Raw genomic sequence first — 24,010 nt, 5'->3', positions numbered from 1 at the left:
TAAATATGAAAGCATTTAGATTATTAGCAACCTCCTTATTGGTTGCATTAAGCATGGGAATTAGTTCCTGTGGGGATGATGAATTGGAACAAGTTCAAATGGAAGAAATATATCCTAATGGAGATTCCTTTTCTACTTATGGATTAAATATCATGGATTATGAATGTAGAGGGTCAAACTATATGGGAAATATTAACTATTTCTCAGGATTAAAAGATGACCATTTGTGGATTAGTGCTTATGACAGAACTACTAAAGAGAGATTATTGGAATGGACTGACAGCAGGTCTTTTGATAGAAAGCGGACTGTACACTTAGGTTATGGAGAATATAAGGATATTGAAATATCAAGCATTACTACCTATGGGGCTTGTGTCAAGAATAACATATTCGTGGCAAGTGTTTGCTTTAGCGGTGAATCATACAGCGAATACAATATTCTGTTTCAAACAGCAACAGGTAATCTAAAAGAAATGAAAGACGCTAAGCAGTCATACGTTGTTGATTGGTACAAGGAATCCGTGTTTGTAGGAAACTGTTGCTACAATGACATGGGAGACACAATATATGTAAGTCCATTTCCAAACGGTACTATTGGAGGTGTACCCATTTCTTATGAGGAAGCTATTAGTGTTTCTATAAATTATGGCTATAAGCCGCAATATATCCTTGCTTCAAGAGATAATTGTAAGTCAGGGCAGACAGTTTGGAATACAGAATATGAACTTCCTTTTGAAGTCCTTAGCGATACCCAAAAAGAATATACCTTGCTTGACAGTTCCACTAATATATGGAAATACAACTTACATCTTTTATATTATAGCGGAGAGCAAAGAGACTATACATTCTATCTAAATATAGATAATGGTACTATCTCTGAAAACCCCAATGCTTCTCCTTTAATTGGCAAATGGCTCTATACAACAGGGGCAGGAAACAAGGAAATTATTACTTTCAATGGCGACAATACAGGAAGTTGGGAATCCATAGATATTTATGATAACAGTTCAAGCACAGATACATTCTCTTATACTGTGAATGAGAATGAGGTTATCATTGATTTTGGAGACGGCTCGCCTGAAACCTACCGCTATGAAATAGCTGGCAATGAAATGAAACTGACTTACGAGGACGGACATACAGAGGTCTATTTCAAGCAATAATCAAGTAAACATATATAAGGAAGCAGCATTTGAGGGAACTCTTATGCTGTTTTTCTTTTATAGGGCTACTACATTTTTAAGAGAAACTTTCATATATAACCCCACTCACTAAAATGTTGTAGTAGGCACAATCATAAAAAGATATATATACGAAGCAACAAATATCGCAATCCCGTTGTCTTTAAGAAGTGAAATTATTATATTTGTAATGTGGTTTTAGTCACAAAGAGATTATTAACTTTATTATTAATTCATTCTTGGTTTTTGGCTGCAAAGTCAACCATAAAGTCAACCAATAGTTAAAGAGAAATATACGGTGCTGATAATCAAAGATTATTACGCTATAGAGTACGCGTCTGGGGGGCGTGTGGTCGCTGGTTCGAATCCAGTCACCCCGACTGGTGAAAATGAAGGAGTTAAGTGATAAACTTAGCTCCTTTTTGTTTTCCTCCTACAAAAAATCTACAACATTTCAACAGGTCATGGCATATCAAAACAAAAAATCCGCTGATTTTCAGCGGATTTTTTGTCGTTTAACCAGTGGACCTGGAGGGAATCGAACCCTCGTCCAAACAAGGAAGCCATATGCTTTCTACATGCTTATCTCTGCCTCCGGTTTTCGTGCGTAAGCAAGACCAGAGCCACCCACTTGCGCCTTAGCCTTTAAAATTTCATTCCAGCCGCAAGGCTAGACTGGAACTATTCCCGATTTTGCTGCACCGCTTGATCAAACGCCTCGGAACAAGAGCTTTTGAGCGATGTCTCGTTTCCGTCACTGTGACGGAAATAAAGTTAATCTACTGTACTTCGATTAAGCAGCGAGAGCATAGTTTTCGTTGCCAGATAATTGTTCAGTAACTGAGATTATAGTGCAAATCACTGACGCACTGCATGCTTACATACCACATCTCTTGCTGTCAAATCCAGTCAAGCCCTTCGGTATATATGATTCGGTGCAAAGGTACATATTATTTTTGATTTTATCTGCTTTTTCCACGAAAAAATCTTGGTGAGACAATAACGTCCTATGTTTCTTGACCGAAAAATGTACTTTCTTTCCAAAAAGTTTGCAGTTCTGAAAATTTTGCTTACCTTTGCGGCATAAAATAAAAATCTCGGTGCCATAGCTCAGTTGGTAGAGCAAAGGACTGAAAATCCTTGTGTCACTGGTTCGATTCCCGTTGGCACCACCGGACGAAAATCAGGCAGCTATCTGCAAAGATAGCTGCTTTTTCTTTTATGGCAGTCTTTATGAGGAGGTGAAGCGGCGGATGACTTGGATGAAGTCTTTGCCGTAACGCTCTTTTTTATATTCTCCAATGCCGCTGATTTCTCCGAAGGCTTCGATTGTGGTCGGTTTGGAAGAAGCAAGCAGGTGGAGGACTTTATCGGACAAGACGATGTAGGCAGGGATGGCTTGCTGGTCGGCAAGTTTCTTGCGAAGGGCGCGAAGGGCTTCGAATAGCGATTGGTCTTCGTCTTCGAAAGCCAAGGGGATGACGGGTGCTGGAGCCGGATGTTCGGTTTTCTTTTTCCGGCGTGTCGTTTTAGACGGGTATTCTTCACGTTTGATGACTGCCAGCTGTGCCTGTTCATGGCCGAACAGCACCTTTTTGCCTGCTTCGGTGATTTTCAGATGATTCTTCTCGTTGTATGCCACTTCGAAGTACCCCAAGTTGAGCATTTGCAACAAATAGTCTTGCCAGTCGCGTGCCGGCACATCGCGTCCTGCTCCATAAGTCTTCAGTTTGTCATATCCCCGTTCGATTACGTCGGCACTGGCTGTTCCTTTCAGAATGTCAATCAGGATGCTTGTGCCAATCTGTTGTCCGGTACGGGCAATGGCGCTCAGTGCTTTCTGTACCAGTATCGTTCCGTCGAAGCGTTGGGGCGGATTGCGGCATACGTCGCAATTGCCGCAATCGTGGTCCATTGTCTCGCCGAAATAGTTCAGCAAGATGCGTCTCCGGCAAATATCGGCTTCGGCATATTGCTGCATGCGTTTCAGTTTCTCCATGTTCACTTCTTGCTGTCCGCTTTCGCTGGCAAACCGCGAAAGCATGATAATGTCTGCAAATGAGTAGAATAATAAGGTATCGCTTGGCAGCCCGTCACGTCCGGCGCGTCCGATTTCCTGATAAAAGCTTTCGATGCTTTTCGGCAAGTTGTAATGAATGACCCATCGTACATTCGACTTGTCGATGCCCATGCCGAATGCGATGGTGGCGCAAACCACTTGTACACGGTCGTTGATAAAGTCTTCTTGTGCCTTGTCGCGTATGGTGGAGCTTAGTCCGGCATGGTATACCGCAGTGCTGACACCGTGTTCTTCCAGCATGTCCGCTACTTTTTCGGTCGTATTCCGGCTCATGCAATAAACGATGCCGCTTTCTCCTTTGTGGCGGGTTATGAATTCGAGGACGGCACGGTTTTTCTCTTTCTGCTGGTACCCCCGCTTTACGTCAAGGCTTAGATTGGGACGGTCGAAAGACGAAATGAATATTTGCGGGTCCCGCATTGCCAGTTGTTTTACGATGTCCTCCCGGGTGATTTTGTCTGCTGTGGCGGTAAGTGCGATAATCGGCACATGCGGAAACTGTTCGCGCAATACAGCCAGTTGGGTATATTCTGGGCGGAAATCATGTCCCCATTGCGAAATGCAGTGCGCTTCATCAATGGCGAAAAGCGAAATGTGTATGTCTTTCAGTAAATAATTTATCTCAGCCAGCAAGCGTTCCGGGGAGATGTAAAGCAGTTTCACTCTTCCCTGGCGGCATTCGAAGCGGATGTTGGCATTGGCGGTCTCATCGTTGTTGCTGTTCAGTGCACGGGCAATGATGCCGTTATTCTGCAATGCCTCTACCTGGTCTTTCATCAATGAAATCAGGGGAGAGACCACGATGGCTGTCCCTTCCGTCAGCAATGCCGGAATCTGATAGCAGAGCGATTTCCCTCCTCCGGTCGGCATCAAGACCAGCGTGTCTTTCTTCTGGAGAACGCACGAGATGATTTCCTCTTGCAAAGGACGGAAACTTGTATATCCGAAATAAGATTTGAGTGTCTTTAACATAAGCGTTTGAAATTTCCGGTGCAAAGATAATGAATAATGCGAATATACCTCGGAAATGGAAATTATTGCTAAAAAATGAGGTTCTCCCAAAAATAAGCGGTAAATATGTTGTGAAATAGAAAAAAAACTTCGATTTTTGTATAAATATAACTATTCAATTAATATAAGACAGATGAGAGAGGATTTCAAAACAGAAACAGAACCTAACGAAACTCCTATGAGGAAGCCCTACAACATGCGAGAACGTAAAATCAAGGAAGCTGCTTACCGCGATATGATCCGGGCTGAACTTGCAGATGAACTGTATGATAAGATTCTGAACATTTTGGTTATGCAGAAAAAATATAAGGATGCGAATTATTCTGCAAAGGAGTTGGCAAAGGAATTAAAAACCAATACGCGTTACTTGTCGGCAGTCATCAATTCCCGTTTCGGGATGAACTATTCGTGTTTGGTGAACGAATATCGCATCAAAGATGCCATGCACCTGCTGATTGACAAACGGTATGCCAATAAGAATATAGAAGAAATCAGTGTCATGGTAGGATTCTCCAATCGCCAGTCGTTCTATGCTGCCTTTTACAAGAATGTGGGCGAAACTCCGAACGGATATCGGAAGCGGAAACTTACAAACAAATAAAATATGGAGGAAACATTTCATTATACGGTAGAGCAGTTTGCAGACCTGCAAATCTTGCGCTACCGTGTGCCGGGCTTTGAGCGATTGTCTCTGAAGCAAAAGATGCTGGTGTATTACCTTTCGCAGGCTGCATTGGAAGGAAGGGATATCCTGTTCGATCAGAACGGGAAATACAACCTGCAAATCAGGAAGTTGCTTGAAGCCGTTTATATACATTATCAGGGCGACCGTACGACGGAAGATTTTCAGCAGTTCGAAATTTACTTGAAACGGATTTGGTTCTCGAACGGCATTCATCATCATTATGCGTGTGATAAGCTTGTACCCGGCTTCTCGGCGGAATATCTTACCCATTTGATGGCATCGGTAGACCCCTCAGTCCTTCCTGTAAATAAAGGAGAAAGCGTCCGGGCAATGTGCGACAAGCTCTTTCCTGTAATTTTCAATCCGGATGTAATGCCCAAGCGGGTAAATCAGGCAGATGGTGAGGATTTGGTATTGACTTCGGCTGCAAACTATTACGAAGGAGTGACGCAGGCTGAGGCTGAGGCCTTCTATGCAGCCCGGAAAGCGGAAGGAAGTCCTACGGAACCGGTTATGTATGGCATGAACAGCCGTTTGGCGAAGGTGGACGGACAGATTCAGGAACAGGTGTGGAAGGTAGGAGGCATGTATTCGGCAGCCATCGGGAAAATCATCGGATGGTTGGAGAAAGCCGGAGAATATGCCGAAAATGAATCCCAGCATGAAGTCATCCGTCTCTTGATAGATTTTTACCGCACGGGCGACCTGCATACATTCGATGTGTATTCCATCGCCTGGCTGAAAGATACAGCCTCGCATATTGACTTCGTAAACGGGTTTATCGAAAGTTACGGCGACCCCTTGGGCATGAAAGCCAGTTGGGAGTCGATTGTAGATTTCAAGGATGCCGAAGCTACCCGGCGTACCGAACTTATCAGCAGCCATGCGCAATGGTTTGAAGACCACTCGCCGGTGGATGCCCGCTTCAAGAAAGAGGCGGTAAAAGGCGTTTCGGCTAAAGTCATTACTGCGGCAATCTTGGCAGGCGACTTGTATCCTTCGACCGCTATCGGCATCAACCTGCCCAATTCTAATTGGATTCGGAGCGTACATGGCTCGAAATCGGTTACTATCGGAAATTTGACCGAAGCCTATAACCGTGCCGCACGTGGAAACGGGTTCCGCGAAGAGTTTGTGTATAGTGATGTAGAACGCAAGCTGTTGGATACGTATGCCGACATTACCGACGACCTGCATACCGATTTGCACGAATGTGTGGGGCATGGCTCGGGCAAATTGCTTCCGGGCGTAGACGCCGATGCGCTGCGGGCGTACGGTTCGACCATTGAAGAAGCTCGTGCCGACTTGTTCGGATTGTATTATCTTGCCGATGCCAAGCTGGTGGAATGGGGGCTTGTTCCCGATGCCGAGGCTTATAAGGCAGAATATTATTCTTATATGATGAACGGGCTGATGACTCAACTGGTACGGATAGAACCGGGGCGTACGGTAGAAGAAGCACACATGCGGAACCGTCAGCTGATAGCCCGTTGGGTATTGGAGCAAGGCAGGGAAGCGAAGGTGGTAGAGTTGGTTGTGCGTGAAGGGAAAACATACGTGCGGGTCAACGACTATGTGCAGCTCCGTGCCTTGTTCGGAAAATTATTGGCGGAAGTGCAACGCATCAAGAGCGAAGGCGACTATGAAGCTGCGCGCCGTTTGGTAGAAACGTATGGCGTACAGATAGATCCGGCGTTGCATGCCGAAGTGTTGCAGCGTTATGAGCGTTTGCATTTGGCTCCTTATAAAGGTTTTGTCAATCCGGTTTACACGCTTCAAACCGATGCGGAAGGCAATGTGACCGATGTACAAATAGCTTACACGGAAGGGTATGCCGAACAGATGTTACGGTATAGCCGTGAGTATTCAAATCTTTAGGTACTATGTACTATATGAGAATGTATCAAAATAGAAATTAGTTTTCATTTTGTCATCCTGAACGTAGTGAAGGATCTCGAAAACAGAAGCTGATGCATGCGAGATTGACTTCGTCGGACGTTGTTTCTTCGCTTTGCTCAGAATGGCATTACTTTTTGGTAGTCATTCTTTATTTTGATACACCCTCGCCTGGTTCCTAATCATCTATTCAACTAAAAATGGATTTACACGAAACGATAAAGGAAATCAAGTCAAGGTTCCGTTTGTTCATGAACGGGCCGGTATCGCAAAGCATGCGCGAGAAGGGGATGGATTATAAAGTCAATTTCGGCATCGAATATCCCCGCGTCAAGGAGATTGCCGCGGCATATCCGATGAGTCATGAACTGGCGCAGGCTTTGTGGAAAGAAGATATCCGCGAATGCAAGATTATGGCAGGCTTGCTTCAGCCCGCCGAGACTTTTTATCCCGAAATAGCAGAGATATGGATAGAAGGCATGCGTTATCCCGAACTGGCGGAGTATACCGTCATGAATCTTTTCCAGCGTCTTCCGTATGCATCGGAAGTTGTGTTTGCATGGATAGCGGACGAACGTGAATATTTCCAGTTGTGCGGCTTCTTGCTTATGGCGCGCCTTTTGGGGAAAGGCTTGATATTGAACGAGCGTGCCGAAGCTGAATTTCTGGATCAGTCATTTGCTTCGGTTGAAAGTGAATTCCTTACGGTACGCCGGGCTACGGCGTTGGCGTTGCGCAAGTTTGCAGAGCAATCAGAGCCCAATCGCAAGAAGCTTCATAAGCAGTTGTCTCCGTATCTGAAATCGGAGAAACCCGATGTGCGCTTGTGGGCGGAAAATGTACTTCCCGTGTTCTGAAGTGGAAACTATTCTAAGAAATCGAACACAGAGACGCAAAGACGCAGAGGAATAAATTAGAGAAATTGAATAATGAATGTTAACGTCACGGCGGATTAGTTAACGCATTCGGGCGTATGCAATACGCCCCTACAGCGGATGTCTGTGGAAATGAATTCTCCTATGGTCTAAGAAACTGTTTTGAATTTATCGTGCGATGATTTGGGATGAGTTTTTGAGGCATTTTCGCTTGTGTGATGAGGAAGATAGCGGGCTATCTAACGAAGAACAGGAGCGAAAAGGACCAAAAAATCGCCCAAAGCACACACGAAAACGGATACATCAAGCCAAGAAAAACTTTTTGGAGAAATTCAAAACAGTTTCTAAATTATTCCTCTGTGCTTTTGCGTCTCTGCGTTTGATTAGCACACCGAAATTGGGTAAAATGCGGAATTCGTATAATTTCAGTAGAAATTTTGAGTAGATTCTTAATTCCTTGAAGATTCCTTTTCTAAATTACGTAAAAAAGATTACCTTTGACGCAAAATGACGAAGGGATGGAAGAGAATATCAGAGAAAAGGTAAAGCAGATTCTGACAGATTACCTGCAGAAGAACGGACATCGCAAGACGCCCGAACGCTATGCCATACTTGATACTATCTATACCATCAAAGGTCATTTTGACATCGATATGCTGTATTCGTACATGGCAGAGAAAGAAAAGTTCCGGGTCAGCCGTGCTACCTTGTACAATACGATAGTCTTGTTGATAGACGCGGGGCTGGTCATCAAGCACCAGTTTGGCAATACTTCGCAATATGAACGTTCGTACAACAACGAGACTCATCACCATATCATCTGTACGATGTGCGGGAAGGTTTCCGAGTTCGAAGACGAGAACTTGAAACAAGCCATTGTCGATACCAAAGTGAAAGGCTTTCACGTATCGCATTACTCCTTATATATATATGGTGTATGCAACAAGTGTATGTCGATGAAAAGAAGAAAGAAAACTTAAAAACTAAAATATATGAAAGTAGATGTTTTATTAGGTTTGCAATGGGGCGATGAAGGAAAAGGGAAAGTCGTAGACGTACTGACTCCGCGTTATGATGTGGTTGCTCGTTTCCAAGGAGGACCTAATGCCGGTCATACACTGGAATTTGAAGGTCAGAAATATGTGCTCCGCTCGATTCCTTCGGGAATATTCCAAGGAGATAAAGTCAATATTATCGGAAATGGCGTGGTGCTCGACCCGGCTTTGTTCAAAGCGGAAGCCGAAGCGCTGGAAGCAAGCGGACATCCGTTGAAGGAGCGTCTGCATATCTCGAAGAAAGCGCACCTCATCCTGCCTACCCACCGCGTGCTGGATGCGGCATACGAAGCGGCAAAGGGAGCTTCGAAGGTTGGTACGACCGGAAAAGGCATCGGTCCCACTTATACCGATAAGGTAAGCCGTAACGGGTTGCGTGTAGGTGATATCCTGCATCACTTTGACGAGAAATACGCGGCTGCCAAGGCGCGTCACGAGAAAATTCTCCAAAGCCTGAACTATTCGTATGATATCACCGAAGCCGAGAAGCAATGGATGGAAGGCATCGAATACCTGCGCCAGTTCCACTTGGTGGATAGCGAGCACGAAATCAACCGCCTCTTGAATGAAGGCAAGAGCGTATTGTGCGAAGGTGCGCAAGGCACGATGCTTGATGTCGATTTCGGCTCGTATCCGTTCGTAACTTCTTCCAATACCATTTGTGCGGGCGCTTGCACCGGCTTGGGCTTGGGTCCGAACAAGATAGGAGAGGTGTATGGCATTATGAAAGCCTATTGCACCCGTGTAGGTGCAGGTCCGTTCCCTACCGAACTGTTCGATGAAACCGGAAAGACCATCCGCGATTTGGGACATGAATATGGAGCGGTAACCGGACGCGAACGCCGTTGCGGATGGATAGACCTGGTAGCTTTGCGTTATGCCATTATGGTCAACGGTGTAACCCAGCTTATTCTGATGAAGAGCGATGTCCTCGACGGATTCCCTACGGTAAAGGCATGCGTGGCATACAAGGTGAACGGTGAAGAGACCTGCGATTTCCCCTTCGACATTACCGAAGGTGTAGAACCGGTGTACGTAGAAATGCCGGGCTGGCAGACCGATATGACGAAGATGACGAGCGAAGACGAGTTCCCCGAAGAATTCAATGCCTATATCTCGTTCCTCGAAGAACAGCTCGGAACACCTGTCAAGATTGTATCGGTAGGTCCCGACCGTGCGCAGACCATCGAACGTTATACGGAATAAAATCTCATCGCATATTTTGAACACAGAGACACGAAGACACAGAGTTTTTTTGTTTAATGAATATCCGCAATCATCCCATGTAGGGGCGTATCGCATACGCCCGAATGCGTCAACCTATCCACACGTATGCTTTCAGGGCGTATGCGATACGCCCCTACAGCTCATTGGGTGAAATGCGGATATTTATAATCAAGCCTCTGTGTCTCCGTGTCTCTGTGTTTGTTTTTTATAGATATAATGCGCAAAAAGTCAGAAATAAATGCTAACTTTGCCGACACTTTGTAAAGCAAGAACGGATATATGATTTCAGTAGAAGGTTTAAAGGTGGAGTTTGGTGTGACTCCGTTGTTCGAAGACGTATCGTTTGTCATCAATAAGAAAGACCGCATCGCTTTGGTGGGGAAGAACGGGGCAGGAAAGTCGACCATGTTGAAAATCCTTGCCGGACTTCAACGCCCTACAGAAGGAACAGTTGCCGTGCAGCGTGGCGTAACCATCGGTTATTTGCCGCAAGTCATGGTGCTGAGCGATACACGCACGGTGATGGAAGAAGCCGAAAGGGCGTTCGAGCACATCTTCGAGATGCAGAATCGTTTGCAGCAAATGAATCAGGAACTTGCCGACCGTACCGATTACGACTCGAAGGAGTATCACGACTTGATAGAGCGTTTTACGCATGAGAACGAACGTTTCCTGATGATGGGCGGTGCCAATTACAAGGCAGGCATCGAACGTACGTTGATGGGATTGGGCTTCAGTCCGTCTGATTTCCATCGTCCGACCAGCGAGTTTAGCGGTGGCTGGCGCATGCGTATCGAACTTGCCAAACTGTTGTTGCGTCATCCCGATGTCCTGTTGCTGGACGAGCCTACCAACCACCTGGATATCGAAAGCATCCAATGGCTGGAGAACTTCCTGAAGACCGAGCCGGGAGCTGTGGTGCTGGTGAGCCACGATAGGGCTTTTATCAATAACGTGACTAACCGCACCATCGAAATCTCTTGCGGGCGTATCTACGATTACCGTGTACCCTACGACCAGTTTGTCGTGCTTCGGAAAGAGCGCCGCGAGCAGCAGCTCCGTGCTTACGAAAACCAGCAGAAAGAAATAAAGGATACCGAAGAGTTTATCGAGCGTTTCCGTTACAAGGCGACCAAAGCCGTACAGGTGCAGAGCCGCATCAAGCAATTAGAGAAGATTGTTCCCATCGAAATCGATGAAGAAGAAACGGCTTCCCTCCACCTGAAATTCCCTCCTGCCATCCGTTCGGGCAATTATCCCGTGATTTGTGAGAATCTGAAGAAGGCATACGGCGCTCATGTCGTGTTCCACGATGTAGACCTCACCATCCGCCGGGGCGAGAAAGTCGCTTTTGTAGGAAAGAACGGCGAGGGAAAGTCTACACTGGTGAAGTGCATCATGGACGAAATCCCCTACGAAGGCAAGCTCACCATCGGGCATAACGTGCAAATCGGCTATTTTGCACAAAACCAGGCACAATTGTTAGACGAGAACCTGACGGTGTTCGATACCATCGACCGGGTGGCAAAAGGAGACATCCGCCTGAAGATACGCGACATTCTGGGGGCGTTTATGTTTGGAGGCGAGGCGTCCGACAAAAAGGTGAAAGTGCTTTCAGGCGGCGAACGGAGCCGCTTGGCAATGATAAAGCTCTTGCTTGAACCGGTGAACCTGCTTATATTGGACGAGCCGACCAATCACTTGGACATGCGTTCGAAGGATGTCTTGAAAGACGCTATCCGTGAGTTCGACGGCACTGCCATCATTGTTTCCCACGACCGTGAGTTCCTCGACGGACTGGTGACCAAGGTTTATGAGTTCGGCGGGGGGCTGGTGAAGGAACACATCGGCGGCATTTACGATTTCCTGCAAAAGAAACAGATAGACAACCTGAACGAACTGCAGCTTTCGTCTTCGCCTTCCGTTTCGAAGGGAAAAGAAGAAAAGGAGCCGGCAAGCGAAGGCAGGCTTTCGTATGAGGCGCAAAAGGACCTCAACCGTAAAATCCGGAAACTGGAGAAGCAGGTAGAAAGCCTGGAAACCTCCATCGGCGATATGGAACAACAGGTCGCGCAGCTGGAGGAACGTATGGCAACTCCCGAAGGCGCGTCCGACATGAAGCTTTACGAAGCCCATCAGGCATTGAAAAAGCAGATTGCCGAAGCCGAGGCGGAATGGGAAAACGTTTCGCTGGAACTGGAAGAGCTGAGGGAATGAAGAATTATAGTCAATCAGAAATGAATTGCGAAAAATCATTTGTCATGCTGAACGAACGTGAAGCATCTCGGATGCGCCCACGTGGATGTACACGAGATCCTTCACGTTCGTTCAGGATGACAATACATCAAGAATTTTTCGCAAACCAATTTTGTTTTACTATAAGAATTTCCATGCGGATGGACACTTTGTCCTTGCGGATTTGCAATCCGTAATTTCCGGCATGGCAGGAAATATATTGGTGTGTTGTCATCCTGAACGAACGTGAAGGATCTCGTGTGCGTCGGCTCGTGTTTTCGAGATTCTTCACTACGTTCAGAATGACAAAATGGAAGCCTATTTCTATTTTGAGACAGTCTCCCCGTTGCAGGGTGAATGATGACAGGTAAAAAGAAATATGAATGTCCTCATTTTACCAAATTGGCTGTAGGGGCGTATCGCATACGCCCGAAAACGTCCACGTGGATAAGTTGGTGCATCCGGGCGTATGCGATACGCCCCTACATTGGCTGTTTGCGGATATTCAATAAAAGGAATATAGAAGCTGTTTTGAATTTATCGCCCAAAGCACACACGAAAACGAATACATCAAGCCAAGAAAAACTTTTTGGAGAAATTCAAAACAGCTTCTAGGTAAGAACAAGTTTTTTAACAATATAATAAACGTATGAAGACAAAACATTATGTAGCTGTAGCAGCGTTTGCCACCTTGGCTATGGCAAGCTGCACCGGACAACAAAATGCCACGAACACTTCGGGCATTGATTTGGCGAATATGGACACTACCGTATCCGCAGGAGCTGACTTCTTCCGCTATGCATGCGGAGGCTGGAACGATGCACATCCCTTGACTGCCGAATATTCACGCTTTGGCACATTCGATGAACTGGCAGAGAACAACCAGAAACAATTGCGCGAATTAATCGAAGGACTGGCTGCCCAGCAGAACGAGGCGGGCACTACTGCCCAGAAAGTGGGCGACTTGTATAACCTGGCAATGGATAGCGTGGCACTTAACGAACAGGGCGTTACGCCTGTCAAGCCGATGCTGGACAAGATTGCGGCATTGACCGATAAGGCACAGATTATCCCGACTTCGATCGAACTGTTGCGCACGCAGGGAGTCGGCACCTACTTCAGTTGCTATGTATATGCCGACCCGAAGAACAGTTCGCTCAATATTTTCCAGATGAGCCAGGGCGGCATCAACTTGGGTGAAAAGTCATATTACCTCGATACCGACAGCGTCACCGAGAACATCCGCAACGAATACAAGAAATACATCGGCAAACTGTTTACCCTTGCCGGATTCTCCGAAGCCGAAGCGCAGCAGAAAGTAGCCGATGTGATGGAAATCGAAACCGCGATTGCCAAGGTTTCAAAGACCGCTACCGAACGCCGTGACCCCGAAGCCAACTATCACAAGATGTCTTACGAGGAACTGAAGAAGCAAATCAAAGGCATCGATTGGGACGCTTACATGAAGGCGTTGGGCATTCAGGCTCCTGCCGAACTGAACGTAGAGCAAATCGAGCCGATTCAGGAAGTAGGCAAGCTGATTGCTTCCCTGCCGCTTTCGAAACACGTTTCTTACCTGCAATACAACCTGTTGGATGCAGCCGCTTCTTGCCTGAGCGACGACTTTGTGGCTGCCCGCTTCGATTTCTACGGCAAGGTAATGTCGGGACGTCAGGTGAACCAGCCGCGCTGGAAGCGTGCCGTGAATACGGTCAACGGCGTATTGGGCGAACTGGTAGGGCAGATGTATGTGGAAAAATATTTCCCTGCAGCCGCTAAGGAACGCATGGTACAGTTGGTAAAGAACCTGCAGGTAGCGCTGGGCGAACGCATCGACGCGCAAGAATGGATGAGCGACAGCACCAAGATGCGTGCGCACGAGAAACTGGATGCTTTCCATGTGAAAGTGGGTTATCCCGACAAATGGAAAGACTATTCGAAACTGGAAATCAAGAACGACTCGTATTGGGCAAACATCTGCCGTGCTTCTGAATGGAGTTATGATGACATGATGAGCCGTCTGGGCAAGCCGGTTGACAAAGACGAATGGCTGATGACGCCGCAGACCGTAAACGCATACTACAATCCGTCTACCAACGAAATCTGCTTCCCGGCTGCCATCCTCCAGCCGCCGTTCTTCAACATGAATGCCGACGATGCTGCCAACTATGGCGCTATCGGTGTCGTAATCGGGCACGAAATGACACACGGATTCGACGACCAGGGACGTCAGTTCGATAAAGACGGCAACCTGAAAGACTGGTGGGCAGAAGGCGATGCCGAACGCTTCCAGGAACGTACGCAGGTGATGGTGGATTTCTTCAACAACATCGAAGTGCTTCCGGGCTTGCATGCCAACGGACAGCTGACATTGGGTGAGAACATTGCCGACCACGGTGGTCTGAACATCGCATACCTGGCATACCAGAATGCGACGAAAGACGCTCCGCTGGAAGTGAAAGACGGCTTTACCCCCGACCAGCGTTTCTTCATCGCATACGCTACCTTGTGGGCAGGCAACATCCGCGACGAGCAAATCCGCGTATATACCAAAATCGACCCGCACTCGTTGGGCGAATGGCGTGTAAACGGTGCGCTGCCTCATATCAATGCATGGTATGACGCCTTCCAAATCACTCCGGAAGACCCGCTCTACATCGCTCCCGAAAAGCGTGTGAACATCTGGTAAAACCGTTTGGATACGGGTGAACGTAGCTTTTATTGAACACAGAGGCGCAGAGACACGGAGAGTTGACAATTAATAATTAACAATTAATAATTAACCATGCGGCACCACAATTGTCAATTATAGTAGAACAAAATTGGTTTGCGGAAAAATCTTGATGTATTGTCATCCTGAACGAACGTGAAGGATCTCGTAGACATCCACGTGGGCGCATCCGAGATGCTTCACTTCGTTACCAATGACGGATTATCCTTAACCCTCTTGTCATTCTGACGACCGTAGGGAGGAAGAATCTCACATCCACGTGGATGCCTACGAGATCCTTCGCTGACGCTCAGGATGACAATACCTGTCATAATCGAATGGAGTTTCCATTGGAAATAGGCACTCAGCATGACAAATGATTTTTCGCATTTTATTTCTGATTGACTATAAAAAAGCTTTGTGTCTTCGTGTCTCTGTGTTCAATCTGTGTTCATTTACAATATTCATGAAAAAAACTCGAAAATATTTTGCACATATCGAAAAAAGCACTACCTTTGCACCCGTTATCGAAAGACAACGATACAAGATCGGAATGTAGCGCAGTTGGTAGCGCACTACGTTCGGGACGTAGGGGTCGGGCGTTCGAGTCGCCTCATTCCGACCAAAGCGGCGAGAGAAGCAATTCTTTCGCCGCTTTCATTTTCGTATAGCAGCCGTTGTTTTCAATTGACAATTGGGGTGACGCTTGTCACGCTGGATTTATACTTTGCGCGGTACAGGTTTGTGTATTTCTACATCGCCTGCACGGACAACCTCAAAAAGATTGAACCTTGCGCGTCCGGCCCTTTCTTGCTTCGCATACCCGGTAACCTCGAAGAGGTTGGATCTCGCACGTCCGGTTCTTTCTTGCCTCGCATACTCGGCAACCTCGAAGAGGTTGAACTATGCTTAACCGCTGGTGGCTCCCGAAGGGAACACCTGCGGATAGTCGCCTCTTCTCTCTTCCACCGACCCCGAAGGGGTCGAACCACACATGTCCAGCCACATTCTTCTGATTGCCCCATCTCCGTCGAGGTTGTTGGAAGAGGGGAAGGGAGACGGGATAATCCGCAGGTGTTCCCCTTCGGGAGCCACCAGCGGTTAAGCATAGTTCGACCCCTTCGAGGTCGTTGGAGGAGAGGGGAGGCGAGATAATCCGCAGGTGTTCCCTTCGGGAGCCACCAGCGGTTACGCATAGTTCGACCCCTTCGAGGTCGATGGAGGAGAGGGGAGGCGAGATAATCCGCAGGTGTTCCCTTCGGGAGCCACCAGCGGTTAAGCATAGTTCGACCCCTTCGAGGTCGATGGAAGAGAAGGGAGACGGGATAATCCGCAGGTGTCCCCCTTCGGGGAGCCACCAGCGGTTAAGCATAGTTCAACCTCTTCGAGGTTGTCGAGTGTGCGAGGCAAGAAAGATCCGGACGTGCGAGGTTCAACCTCTTTGAGGTTGTCCGTGCAGGCGATGTGGGAATGCACAATTCTAAAACACGCAAAGTATAACTCCTGATTCGCATTATTAATTGTTCATTGTCAATTGTAATAAGCTGTATAGCCGTGATTCCCAACACATAGTAGTTTCAGGGTTGCTCCATATTGCTGAAACTTTAGTTTTAGCCGTATGAAACTTTAGTTTCAGCGCCTTGAAACTGTAGTTTCAGTATACTGAAACTGGGCGAGAAGCCCATTGGCTTTTCTAACGTACCCTGAAGGCTTTCCCAATGCAGCGGCAAGACCCTCCCGAAGGAGGCTTTCGAGGGATGCCGGGCGTACTTCTTTCTTTCCTTCTTTAAAAGTGCCAATTATGAAGAAAAGGCATTAAAAAACCTCATTTTAAGCCGGATTTTTGAAAAATCGTAAAGAATGGAACAAAAATAGTAAAAATAGACATTGTGAGTTTTTGTGAAAGGTTGTTATTTTGCAACCGGAAAAATTTGATAATAGGACAGGAAGTGGTGCAGGCAGTAGAGACGTCACACCGTGGCGTCTCCCCGTCCTCCCAAGGATAGTGGCACACGTTGCCGATGCCCTTACAGTAGAGACGATGTGCACATCGTCTCTACAGAAACAAGGAGGAAATGCACAAATCCATGCCGCATAGGGTAAAAAATGAAAACGAATGTCCGCAATTAGCCAACGTAGGGGCAAAATGCGGAATGCATAAAACGGATTTGAATACTGCAGGCATCCCATGTAGGGGCGTATCGCATACGCCCGAATGCGTCCACTTATCCATGCGGATGTCTTCAGGGCGTATGCGATACGCCCCTACAGCCAATTGGATAAAATGAGGAATTCATAAAAACGAATTAACTTAAAAACTAACAAACTAAAATATGGGAAAGATGAAAACGTATGCAACAATGTTTTGCGCAATGCTGGCAATGGGCGCATTGACGGTTTCTTGCTCTTCGGAGGATGAAGCGGTGCAGGGCGCAGCAGAAGGCGAAGGATTGATTTCTTTCGATGTGACAACAGAAACCGGCTTCCAGTCACGGGCGGTGAATGAAGCCGACTATGCTAATATTAATAATTATACGGTACAGCTGTTGAAAGATGGTGAAGTGCAAAATGAATGGAAAAAAAATGTGCTCCCTGTTACTACGAAAGTAGATCCTGGTACTTATCAGTTAAAGGCTTTTTATGGCGAAGACAAAGCTGCTTCAACCACCTCTATGTACGTAGAAGGTATTGGCGAGGAAGTGGAAGTTACGGCAGATCAGGAAGAGCCTGCCAAGCTGAGCGTAGTATGTAAACCCGTTTGCGCAAAAGTTTTGGTAGAGTTCGATGCTGAAGCATTGGATACTTATTTCAGCGATTATTCGGTTAAGTTCGAAACCAAGGCATTGGGCAGCGGTTCATTTACATGGAAGAAAAATGATACTGACCCTGTTTATATGAAAGTAGATGCAAACGAAAGTATAAAATACACCGTAACGGCGAAATACAAAGATACAAGCATAGCGGATGCTGTGAAAAGCGGAACTTATACCTTAAGCCCGTCCGATGGTTTGACGCTGCATATCGCTCCGGAAGGAGACGGCAAGTTGGGTATTGAGATTACCATCAATGAAAAGACGAACGATATTGAGCAAGATATCGAAGTGCCGTCCGACTGGGTAACAGATAAAGAATAATGAATCAATTAAAAACGGAATAGAAGATATATGAAGACAATGAATAAATGGATGCTGGGCGTATTGCTTACAGGGGCATTGGCGTCTTGCGAAATGAAAGACGAGCTGGCTGGTACAGGCACATCCGAAGCTATGGGTGCATTGCAACTGGGCTTGTCGGTGAAAGAGCCGGGAACAGGCCGGGCTAACAACGATGTAACAACATTCCCGGTAGAAATCACTTGCGAGGATACACCGGCGAATAGCAAGACTTTTGCTTCGTATGCCGAAATTGTAGAGTTGGACAATGTAGTGCCTTTGGCTGCAGGTACGTATGTAGTTAAAGCCCATACGCAGGGAACATTGGTCGGATTTTCTATTATGAAAGACCCTTATTATCAAGGTGTAGCCGATTTGACGGTAACCGAGGGTATTACGGAAGACGTGAATGTCGTATGTACGTTGGCGAATACCAGGGTGGCATTGGATTTGCCAAGCGATTTCGATTCTTTCGATAGCTGGACCATTACGTTGGATGGTGGCAATAATCATACGTTGGAGTTCAGCAATGCGGACAATTATGATAATCATACAGCTTATTGGTATTTGGGCGAGACAGGTGTACCTACATTGAAAATGAATATAATGGCTGTAAAAGAGGGGGTAACCTATACGAAGGCACAAACCTTGACGAAAGCAGATGCGGTTGAAAACTTTGGCGAGAACGATAACCCGAACTTTGTAGGAGGTGACGCATTGGCTATCAATATCGATGTAACCCAAGAAGAAACTCCCGAACAACCGGAACAGCCGCAGATTGGCTTTGATGTATCGGTTATCTTAAGTTTCTCAAATCATGACGAAAGCGTGACGATTCCTATCACTCCGGGTACCGGAGATTCGGGAGACGACGATGATGAGCCTACGGATGATCCGAACCAAGGTGGTGGAGGTCAAGAGCCAGATCCGGAACCGTCTGAAGCCATTACTATTTCGGATAATGATACGGGGTATTTGACGAATGGTGTAACAGTGGTTGGAGGTAAATACCCTGATGATGTGGTTATTGTAATGAATGTAAAAAATGGAATCAAGAGTCTTTATGTGAAAGTTGATACAGATAATGAGGCTTTTGAAGAAGCTGCTGGGAATATGAATTTGACCACGGGCGATGGATTGGATTTGACCAGTGACGTTGTATCTGATTTAGAAAGTATGTTTGCTTTACCTACAGTTAATTCTACAGAATATGAATTTACAATGAATGACGTTTTATTTAACCTTTTATGTGGAACTGAGAGCACTATAGGTTTCCCAGGAAAACATGATTTCATTTTAACAGTAATTGATGCTAATAACCAGCAAAAAACTGCTACTTTGACTATTAATATTGTTGAATAATATGAAAAGGAATTGGTATACATTTATTATAATATGTTGCTTACTGATTACATTCTCCGCTTGTCAAAGCGAAGAAGAATTAGGAAGCAATGCTATAGGCTATCTCCGTTTGGGATTGGAAGTAAATACATCTTCCATTACTCGTGCGGAAGCTGCTTATAATCCGAAACAACTTGCTGTGCAGATTGTCAATGCAAGCGGCGAAGTGGTAAAGGAAACAACAAACTTTGAAACAAACTGGAAAGGCGAAACCATTGAGCTGCCTGTCGGTACCTATACCGTAAAAGCTTCTTCGGCTGGATTCGACGGAGCTACTTCAGGGTTTGACAAACCTTATTATGCCGGAAGCACGCAAGTAACTGTGAAAAGTGAAAAGAGTGCAAACGCTACTATCGAATGTACGCTTGCCAATGTGAAAGTAACCGTTAACTTCGACCAAACGTTTAAGGATGCTTTTACCGGGGCGGAGGTGGAAATAGATGATAAAGCTGGCGATGCCGGTATCAGTCCGTTAGACTTTATCATGAATCAGACCACTCAATCAGGCTATTTCCCGGTAACAGACCTGAAAGCAACCGTATCGGCAACAAATAAAAACAGTGTAACCAATACACAAGTCAATGAAATTACCGATGTGAAAGCCCGCGACCATTATATCTTAAACTATAAGGTAGGGGAAACCACAGGCGGTAATGTAACGGTGGAAGTGGATCCGGCAACCAAAACATACACATTCAACATTGAATTCCCATTGGTTGTGCCCGACCAGCCGACCTTAGCGGTTTCTTCTGCCAATGCATGGGCGAAGCTCGTTTATTTGGAAGGTACGATGAACGGAAACAACGTGGTGGAGGTAGATCCTACTAAAGTGGCATTTCAGTATCGGGAGAAAAAAGCGGATGCGACTGATGAGGATTGGATTAAAGTGGCAGCTGTCAATGAAAATGGAACGTATAAAGCTACAATTACCCAACTGCCCCCTGCAACGGCATACGAAAGTCGGTTAGTATATGGTGAAGAAAATACGTTTACAAGTGATGTGAAGGAATTTACTACGGAAGCGGCTACAGCATTATATAACGGTAGTTTCGAGGATTGGAATAAGGGTACAGGTAACTATAAGAATACTTGGTTTGCAGATGCGGCAGTTAGTGCGGATTTCAATAAATCTTTCTGGGATTCCGGTAATGTAGGCACTTCTACAGGAATGGCTGCTACGCTTGGAGCTAAAAACCCTACTTCCCCTGAGGAAACAATTGTTCATACTTCTGGGAAGTCAGCCAAATTGGCTTCAACGTATGTAGTTATACAGTTTGCTGCTGGTAATATTTATACGGGAAATTATCAGGAAACGATAATGAATCCGATGGGTGCACGTATTAATTTTGGACAACCTTTTACAGCACGTCCAATTGCCTTGCATGGCTGGATTCAGTATGCACCGGGCGAAGTGAATAGAGGGAAAGATACAAATTTGCCGTCAGATGCAACTTTGCATTTGGGTGATACAGATCAAAATGCAATTTATATAGCATTGTCTGACAAAGGTGCTCCTTATGAAGTAAATAATGGTAAAAAACAATTTATTGATTTTGATAATGATCCTAACATAATTGCTTACGGTGAACTTCCACAGGCGGAATGCGTGGCGACAGATGGGTGGAAGGAAGTAAATATTCCGTTGGTATATCGAAGTCTTGAACGTAAGCCTACACATATAATTATTGTGATGAGTGCAAGTAAATACGGTGATTATTTTGTCGGTAGTGATTCAAGTGTAATGTACGTGGATGATTTCGAACTGGTTTACGATGGCGAACCGTCCGTTCAAGAATAATTAAAAAACAAAACTCAATAACCATAACCGAGAGAGGAAATGCGTGAGCATTTTCCTCTTCCGGTTATCCTTATGAATAAATGAAGACTAAATTTTTCTTTTTTGCGATGTTAGCGATGAGTGTGCTTTCTGCCTCCGCTATCAATCCGCATCGGGTGCAACGCATCGATCGTGAAACCCAGAAGTATGTATTTATCCCGAAAGGGCAATGGATGGTAGGCGGAACGGTTTCTTATACCGAGCACAACGAGGACAACCTCAACTTTACGGTGCTGAAAAACATCACCGGCGAAGGGTATGATTTCAAGGTAAGCCCGTTTGTCGGTTATTTCTTCAGCAACAACTTGGCAGCCGGTGTGCGTTTTGCCTACAACCGCACTTACCTCGACTTGGGAAATTTCGACTTAAACTTAGGAGAAGATTTCAATATCAATCTGGAGGACGTGTATTACCTGGAGCATAAGTACGAGGCTTCGGGCTTTTTCCGTTCGTATATGCCGATAGGCAAAAGCAAGATATTCGGTTTCTTCAACGAGATACGCCTTACTTACGGGTATGCCGAAGGCAAGAACTCGACTGGCTCGGGGACGCAATACGACGGGACGTATCAGACCGTCAACAACTTGGAGATAGGCTTTGCGCCGGGTATAACGGCTTTTGTGACCGATTTTGCTGCCGTAGAAGTGTCGATGGGCGTGATGGGATTCGACTTTAAGTGGGTAGACCAGAAGACCAATCAGGTAGAGACCGGAAAACGGCGTACCAGTTCGGGAAACTTTAAGATAAACTTGTTTTCCGTTAACATCGGCATGACGTTCTACCTTTGAAAATGAAGAATGAAGAATTATAGTATGTCATACATGAGGGTGTCTCAAAAATGGAATCAGCTTTCATTTTGTCATCCTGAGCGAAGCGAAGGATCTCGAAAACGTAAGGTGATGTATCCGAGATGCTTCACTATGTTCAGCATGACATTACTTTTTGATAACCAAATTCTATTTTGATATACTCTCGTTGGCAAGACGACAAACTTAAAAACTTATAAACTCATTACATGATAAAGAAACTACTCTATACGACTTTATGCTTGCTGGCACTTCACGGATGCAAGATTGAGAACGATATTCCTTATCCCATTGAAGAAGCGAACATCGAAAACTTTGAAGTGGAAGGGCAGCTTAGCAGTGCACCCGAAGGAGCCACGCAGGCAGGCATTAACCGGGATACCCGTACCGTAACGCTGTATGTAGATGATACGGTAGACCTGACCAAATTGCGCATTATGCGTCTGACTATCGCACCGGAAGGTACAGAACTGATAGTTGATGAAGAGGCGTGTGTGGATAAAGACCGTTTCCCGACAGCCGGTTTCGAGATACCCGACAACTTGGCGGATACCCGCGTGGATTTCTCCTCTCCGGTGCAGTTTACCCTTCGTACGTATCAAGATTATGTGTGGACGGTAAACGTGACACAAGTGATTGACCGTACTCCGGATGTAGACGGTATGATTCGCCATGTAATTGACGAAGAAAACCATCGGGCATACATTTATGTGTCGCCAGATAAGGATTTACGTAATATACAGATTCATTCATTACCGTTGGGAGGCCCTTCGGGTAGTGTAGAACCTGACCCTACTACCATACATGACTTTTCTGCAGGGCAAGAGTTTATGGTTTCCAATGCTTGGGATCCGGAACATTTCACTAAATGGACGGTACGGGTGTTCCATGAGGAAAATACGACAGGAACTGCTTCTGTGTTTCCGATGAGCACCCGTGCCACGCTAAGCGGAAGCATCGTAAGCGGAAAGACTCCTGTGGTAGAATATAAAACGGCAAGCGCTTCTGCATGGAGCGAATTGCCGTCATCGGCTGTATCGGTCAACGGGTCGCGCTACACGGCGACCTTTACCGGTTTGCAAGCTAACACTTCTTATCAATGCCGTGTGTCGGTGGACGGCGTAGCCGGAGCAGCACAATCGTTTACTACTGCCCCGGCTACGCCGTTGGAGAACGGCAGTTTTGATAATTGGTCAAGCGAACCGGCAAAAAATGGTACGTTGTGGCAGCCGTGGTCTACTACTTCTTTTTGGGATACAGGCAATAAAGGAGCCACAACGATAGGGGACAGCAACAGCATCCCCACGGAAGAAACCTGCAACGGCTCTGGGCGTGCCGCTTCATTGGAGACACGGTGGGTGGTAATGAAACTGGCAGCAGGGAATATCTTTACGGGAAGTTATGTGAAGACGGACGGTACAAACGGCGTGTTGAGCTTTGGCAGGGAATTCAACGCTTTCCCTACGAAGCTGCGGATTAATTATAAATATACTTCTTCCACCATTAACCGTATCGGTGATGATGATTTGACGTATCTGTCGGGGCGGGCAGACTCTTGCCATATTTACATCGCCTTGACCGATTGGGACCAGCCATACGAAATCCGCACACGGAAATCGGAACGTCAGTTATTTAATAAGAATGATTCGCATGTGATAGCTTATGCGGAATACATCAGCGGAAGTTCCGATTCGCAATACCAGCAGCGTGACTTGGTGCTGGACTACCGCTATACGAACCGCACGCCTAAGTATATCTTGGTGGTTGCAACGGCAAGCAAGTATGGCGATTATTTCACGGGTGGAGACACCAGCAAGTTGTTGATTGATAATTTTGAGTTGATTTATGAATAAAAAGAT

General features: G+C 46.0%; 18 protein-coding genes, 2 tRNA genes and 1 other RNA gene. 17 read left to right on the top strand and 4 right to left on the bottom strand.

All coding sequences use genetic code 11. The features are described 5' to 3' along the window. The first annotated feature begins 5 nt into the window (after positions 1–5). Positions 6–1,163 (top strand): lipocalin family protein, encoded by a 1,158-nt coding sequence (locus BACSA_RS08950; protein WP_013617785.1) that lies wholly within the window; start codon positions 6–8, stop codon positions 1,161–1,163. Positions 1,164–1,701: 538 nt separating this feature from the next. On the opposite strand, the gene ssrA is transcribed toward BACSA_RS08950, so the two are convergent. Continuing rightward, positions 1,702–2,098, bottom strand: a transfer-messenger RNA (tmRNA) gene (gene ssrA / locus BACSA_RS19030). A gap of 182 nt (positions 2,099–2,280) precedes the next feature. Between ssrA and BACSA_RS08940 the strand changes: the two genes are divergently transcribed. After that, positions 2,281–2,353: transfer RNA gene (locus tag BACSA_RS08940), tRNA-Phe, on the top strand. Positions 2,354–2,412: 59 nt separating this feature from the next. Here the strand turns inward: BACSA_RS08940 and recQ are convergent. Beyond that, positions 2,413–4,233: a DNA helicase RecQ gene (recQ, locus tag BACSA_RS08935; protein WP_013617784.1), complete on the bottom strand. Its 1,821-nt coding sequence runs from the start codon at positions 4,231–4,233 to the stop codon at positions 2,413–2,415. A gap of 172 nt (positions 4,234–4,405) precedes the next feature. Between recQ and BACSA_RS08930 the strand changes: the two genes are divergently transcribed. The 9 genes from BACSA_RS08930 to BACSA_RS08895 all read left to right on the top strand — a co-directional run bounded on the left by BACSA_RS08930 (position 4,406) and on the right by BACSA_RS08895 (position 14,934). Then, complete coding sequence (locus BACSA_RS08930) at positions 4,406–4,873, top strand: helix-turn-helix domain-containing protein (RefSeq protein WP_041583964.1); 468 nt, start codon at positions 4,406–4,408, stop codon at positions 4,871–4,873. Between the two features lie 3 nt (positions 4,874–4,876). Continuing rightward, positions 4,877–6,835 (top strand): dipeptidyl-peptidase 3 family protein, encoded by a 1,959-nt coding sequence (locus BACSA_RS08925; protein WP_013617782.1) that lies wholly within the window; start codon positions 4,877–4,879, stop codon positions 6,833–6,835. Positions 6,836–7,053: 218 nt separating this feature from the next. Further along, entirely contained in the window at positions 7,054–7,710 is a 657-nt protein-coding gene (locus BACSA_RS08920; RefSeq protein WP_013617781.1) for a DNA alkylation repair protein, read from the top strand. Positions 7,711–7,906: 196 nt separating this feature from the next. Further along, positions 7,907–8,173, top strand: a complete 267-nt coding sequence (locus BACSA_RS20195) for a hypothetical protein (protein WP_041583963.1) — start codon at positions 7,907–7,909, stop codon at positions 8,171–8,173. 73 nt (positions 8,174–8,246) lie between these two features. Beyond that, entirely contained in the window at positions 8,247–8,708 is a 462-nt protein-coding gene (locus tag BACSA_RS08910; RefSeq protein WP_041584327.1) for a Fur family transcriptional regulator, read from the top strand. 12 nt (positions 8,709–8,720) lie between these two features. After that, positions 8,721–9,989, top strand: a complete 1,269-nt coding sequence (locus tag BACSA_RS08905) for an adenylosuccinate synthase (RefSeq protein WP_013617779.1) — start codon at positions 8,721–8,723, stop codon at positions 9,987–9,989. 300 nt (positions 9,990–10,289) lie between these two features. Next, positions 10,290–12,227 (top strand): ABC-F family ATP-binding cassette domain-containing protein, encoded by a 1,938-nt coding sequence (locus tag BACSA_RS08900; RefSeq protein ID WP_013617778.1) that lies wholly within the window; start codon positions 10,290–10,292, stop codon positions 12,225–12,227. Positions 12,228–12,628: 401 nt separating this feature from the next. Next, the gene (locus BACSA_RS20750; RefSeq protein ID WP_262501256.1) at positions 12,629–12,757 is read left to right on the top strand and encodes a hypothetical protein; all 129 of its coding nucleotides are present in this window, start codon (positions 12,629–12,631) and stop codon (positions 12,755–12,757) included. Positions 12,758–12,894: 137 nt separating this feature from the next. Further along, positions 12,895–14,934, top strand: a complete 2,040-nt coding sequence (locus tag BACSA_RS08895) for a M13 family metallopeptidase (protein ID WP_013617777.1) — start codon at positions 12,895–12,897, stop codon at positions 14,932–14,934. A 221-nt stretch (positions 14,935–15,155) separates the two neighbouring features. Here BACSA_RS08895 and BACSA_RS20190 read toward each other — a convergent pair whose 3' ends face one another. Continuing rightward, entirely contained in the window at positions 15,156–15,326 is a 171-nt protein-coding gene (locus BACSA_RS20190; protein ID WP_013617776.1) for a hypothetical protein, read from the bottom strand. Between the two features lie 178 nt (positions 15,327–15,504). Between BACSA_RS20190 and BACSA_RS08890 the strand changes: the two genes are divergently transcribed. Then, positions 15,505–15,580: transfer RNA gene (locus tag BACSA_RS08890), tRNA-Pro, on the top strand. A gap of 284 nt (positions 15,581–15,864) precedes the next feature. Here BACSA_RS08890 and BACSA_RS19875 read toward each other — a convergent pair. Further along, a complete protein-coding gene (locus BACSA_RS19875; protein WP_144005208.1) occupies positions 15,865–16,050 on the bottom strand; it encodes a hypothetical protein in 186 nt (61 codons plus the stop codon). Between the two features lie 1,238 nt (positions 16,051–17,288). On the opposite strand from BACSA_RS19875, the gene BACSA_RS08885 reads away from it, so the two are divergent. The 5 genes from BACSA_RS08885 to BACSA_RS08865 all read left to right on the top strand — a co-directional run bounded on the left by BACSA_RS08885 (position 17,289) and on the right by BACSA_RS08865 (position 24,004). Continuing rightward, complete coding sequence (locus tag BACSA_RS08885) at positions 17,289–18,089, top strand: DUF4493 domain-containing protein (protein WP_041583962.1); 801 nt, start codon at positions 17,289–17,291, stop codon at positions 18,087–18,089. Between the two features lie 30 nt (positions 18,090–18,119). Further along, positions 18,120–19,469, top strand: coding sequence for a DUF4493 domain-containing protein (locus tag BACSA_RS08880; RefSeq protein ID WP_013617774.1), 1,350 nt, complete (start codon positions 18,120–18,122; stop codon positions 19,467–19,469). 109 nt (positions 19,470–19,578) lie between these two features. After that, a complete protein-coding gene (locus BACSA_RS08875; protein ID WP_169311452.1) occupies positions 19,579–21,306 on the top strand; it encodes a DUF4493 domain-containing protein in 1,728 nt (575 codons plus the stop codon). A 107-nt stretch (positions 21,307–21,413) separates the two neighbouring features. Then, on the top strand, positions 21,414–22,133 hold the full coding sequence (locus tag BACSA_RS08870) for a hypothetical protein (protein WP_013617772.1): 720 nt from the start codon (positions 21,414–21,416) through the stop codon (positions 22,131–22,133). Positions 22,134–22,360: 227 nt separating this feature from the next. After that, entirely contained in the window at positions 22,361–24,004 is a 1,644-nt protein-coding gene (locus BACSA_RS08865) for a PCMD domain-containing protein (protein WP_013617771.1), read from the top strand. Positions 24,005–24,010: the final 6 nt, after the last annotated feature.

It is taken from the genome of Phocaeicola salanitronis DSM 18170 (assembly GCF_000190575.1).
GTDB lineage: Bacteria > Bacteroidota > Bacteroidia > Bacteroidales > Bacteroidaceae > Phocaeicola > Phocaeicola salanitronis.
This window is presented reverse-complemented; position numbering and strand designations above follow the sequence as displayed.

What these genes read in the sequence shown, in the direction of transcription:
- BACSA_RS08950 (WP_013617785.1), top strand. Translation starts at nt 6, where the DNA reads ATGAAAGCATTTAGATTATTAGCAACCTCCTTATTGGTTGCATTAAGC.
- recQ (WP_013617784.1), bottom strand. Translation starts at nt 4,233, where the DNA reads ATGTTAAAGACACTCAAATCTTATTTCGGATATACAAGTTTCCGTCCT.
- BACSA_RS08930 (WP_041583964.1), top strand. Translation starts at nt 4,406, where the DNA reads ATGAGAGAGGATTTCAAAACAGAAACAGAACCTAACGAAACTCCTATG.
- BACSA_RS08925 (WP_013617782.1), top strand. Translation starts at nt 4,877, where the DNA reads ATGGAGGAAACATTTCATTATACGGTAGAGCAGTTTGCAGACCTGCAA.
- BACSA_RS08920 (WP_013617781.1), top strand. Translation starts at nt 7,054, where the DNA reads ATGGATTTACACGAAACGATAAAGGAAATCAAGTCAAGGTTCCGTTTG.
- BACSA_RS20195 (WP_041583963.1), top strand. Translation starts at nt 7,907, where the DNA reads ATGATTTGGGATGAGTTTTTGAGGCATTTTCGCTTGTGTGATGAGGAA.
- BACSA_RS08910 (WP_041584327.1), top strand. Translation starts at nt 8,247, where the DNA reads ATGGAAGAGAATATCAGAGAAAAGGTAAAGCAGATTCTGACAGATTAC.
- BACSA_RS08905 (WP_013617779.1), top strand. Translation starts at nt 8,721, where the DNA reads ATGAAAGTAGATGTTTTATTAGGTTTGCAATGGGGCGATGAAGGAAAA.
- BACSA_RS08900 (WP_013617778.1), top strand. Translation starts at nt 10,290, where the DNA reads ATGATTTCAGTAGAAGGTTTAAAGGTGGAGTTTGGTGTGACTCCGTTG.
- BACSA_RS20750 (WP_262501256.1), top strand. Translation starts at nt 12,629, where the DNA reads ATGTCCTCATTTTACCAAATTGGCTGTAGGGGCGTATCGCATACGCCC.
- BACSA_RS08895 (WP_013617777.1), top strand. Translation starts at nt 12,895, where the DNA reads ATGAAGACAAAACATTATGTAGCTGTAGCAGCGTTTGCCACCTTGGCT.
- BACSA_RS20190 (WP_013617776.1), bottom strand. Translation starts at nt 15,326, where the DNA reads ATGCTGAGTGCCTATTTCCAATGGAAACTCCATTCGATTATGACAGGT.
- BACSA_RS08885 (WP_041583962.1), top strand. Translation starts at nt 17,289, where the DNA reads ATGGGAAAGATGAAAACGTATGCAACAATGTTTTGCGCAATGCTGGCA.
- BACSA_RS08880 (WP_013617774.1), top strand. Translation starts at nt 18,120, where the DNA reads ATGAAGACAATGAATAAATGGATGCTGGGCGTATTGCTTACAGGGGCA.
- BACSA_RS08870 (WP_013617772.1), top strand. Translation starts at nt 21,414, where the DNA reads ATGTTAGCGATGAGTGTGCTTTCTGCCTCCGCTATCAATCCGCATCGG.
- BACSA_RS08865 (WP_013617771.1), top strand. Translation starts at nt 22,361, where the DNA reads ATGATAAAGAAACTACTCTATACGACTTTATGCTTGCTGGCACTTCAC.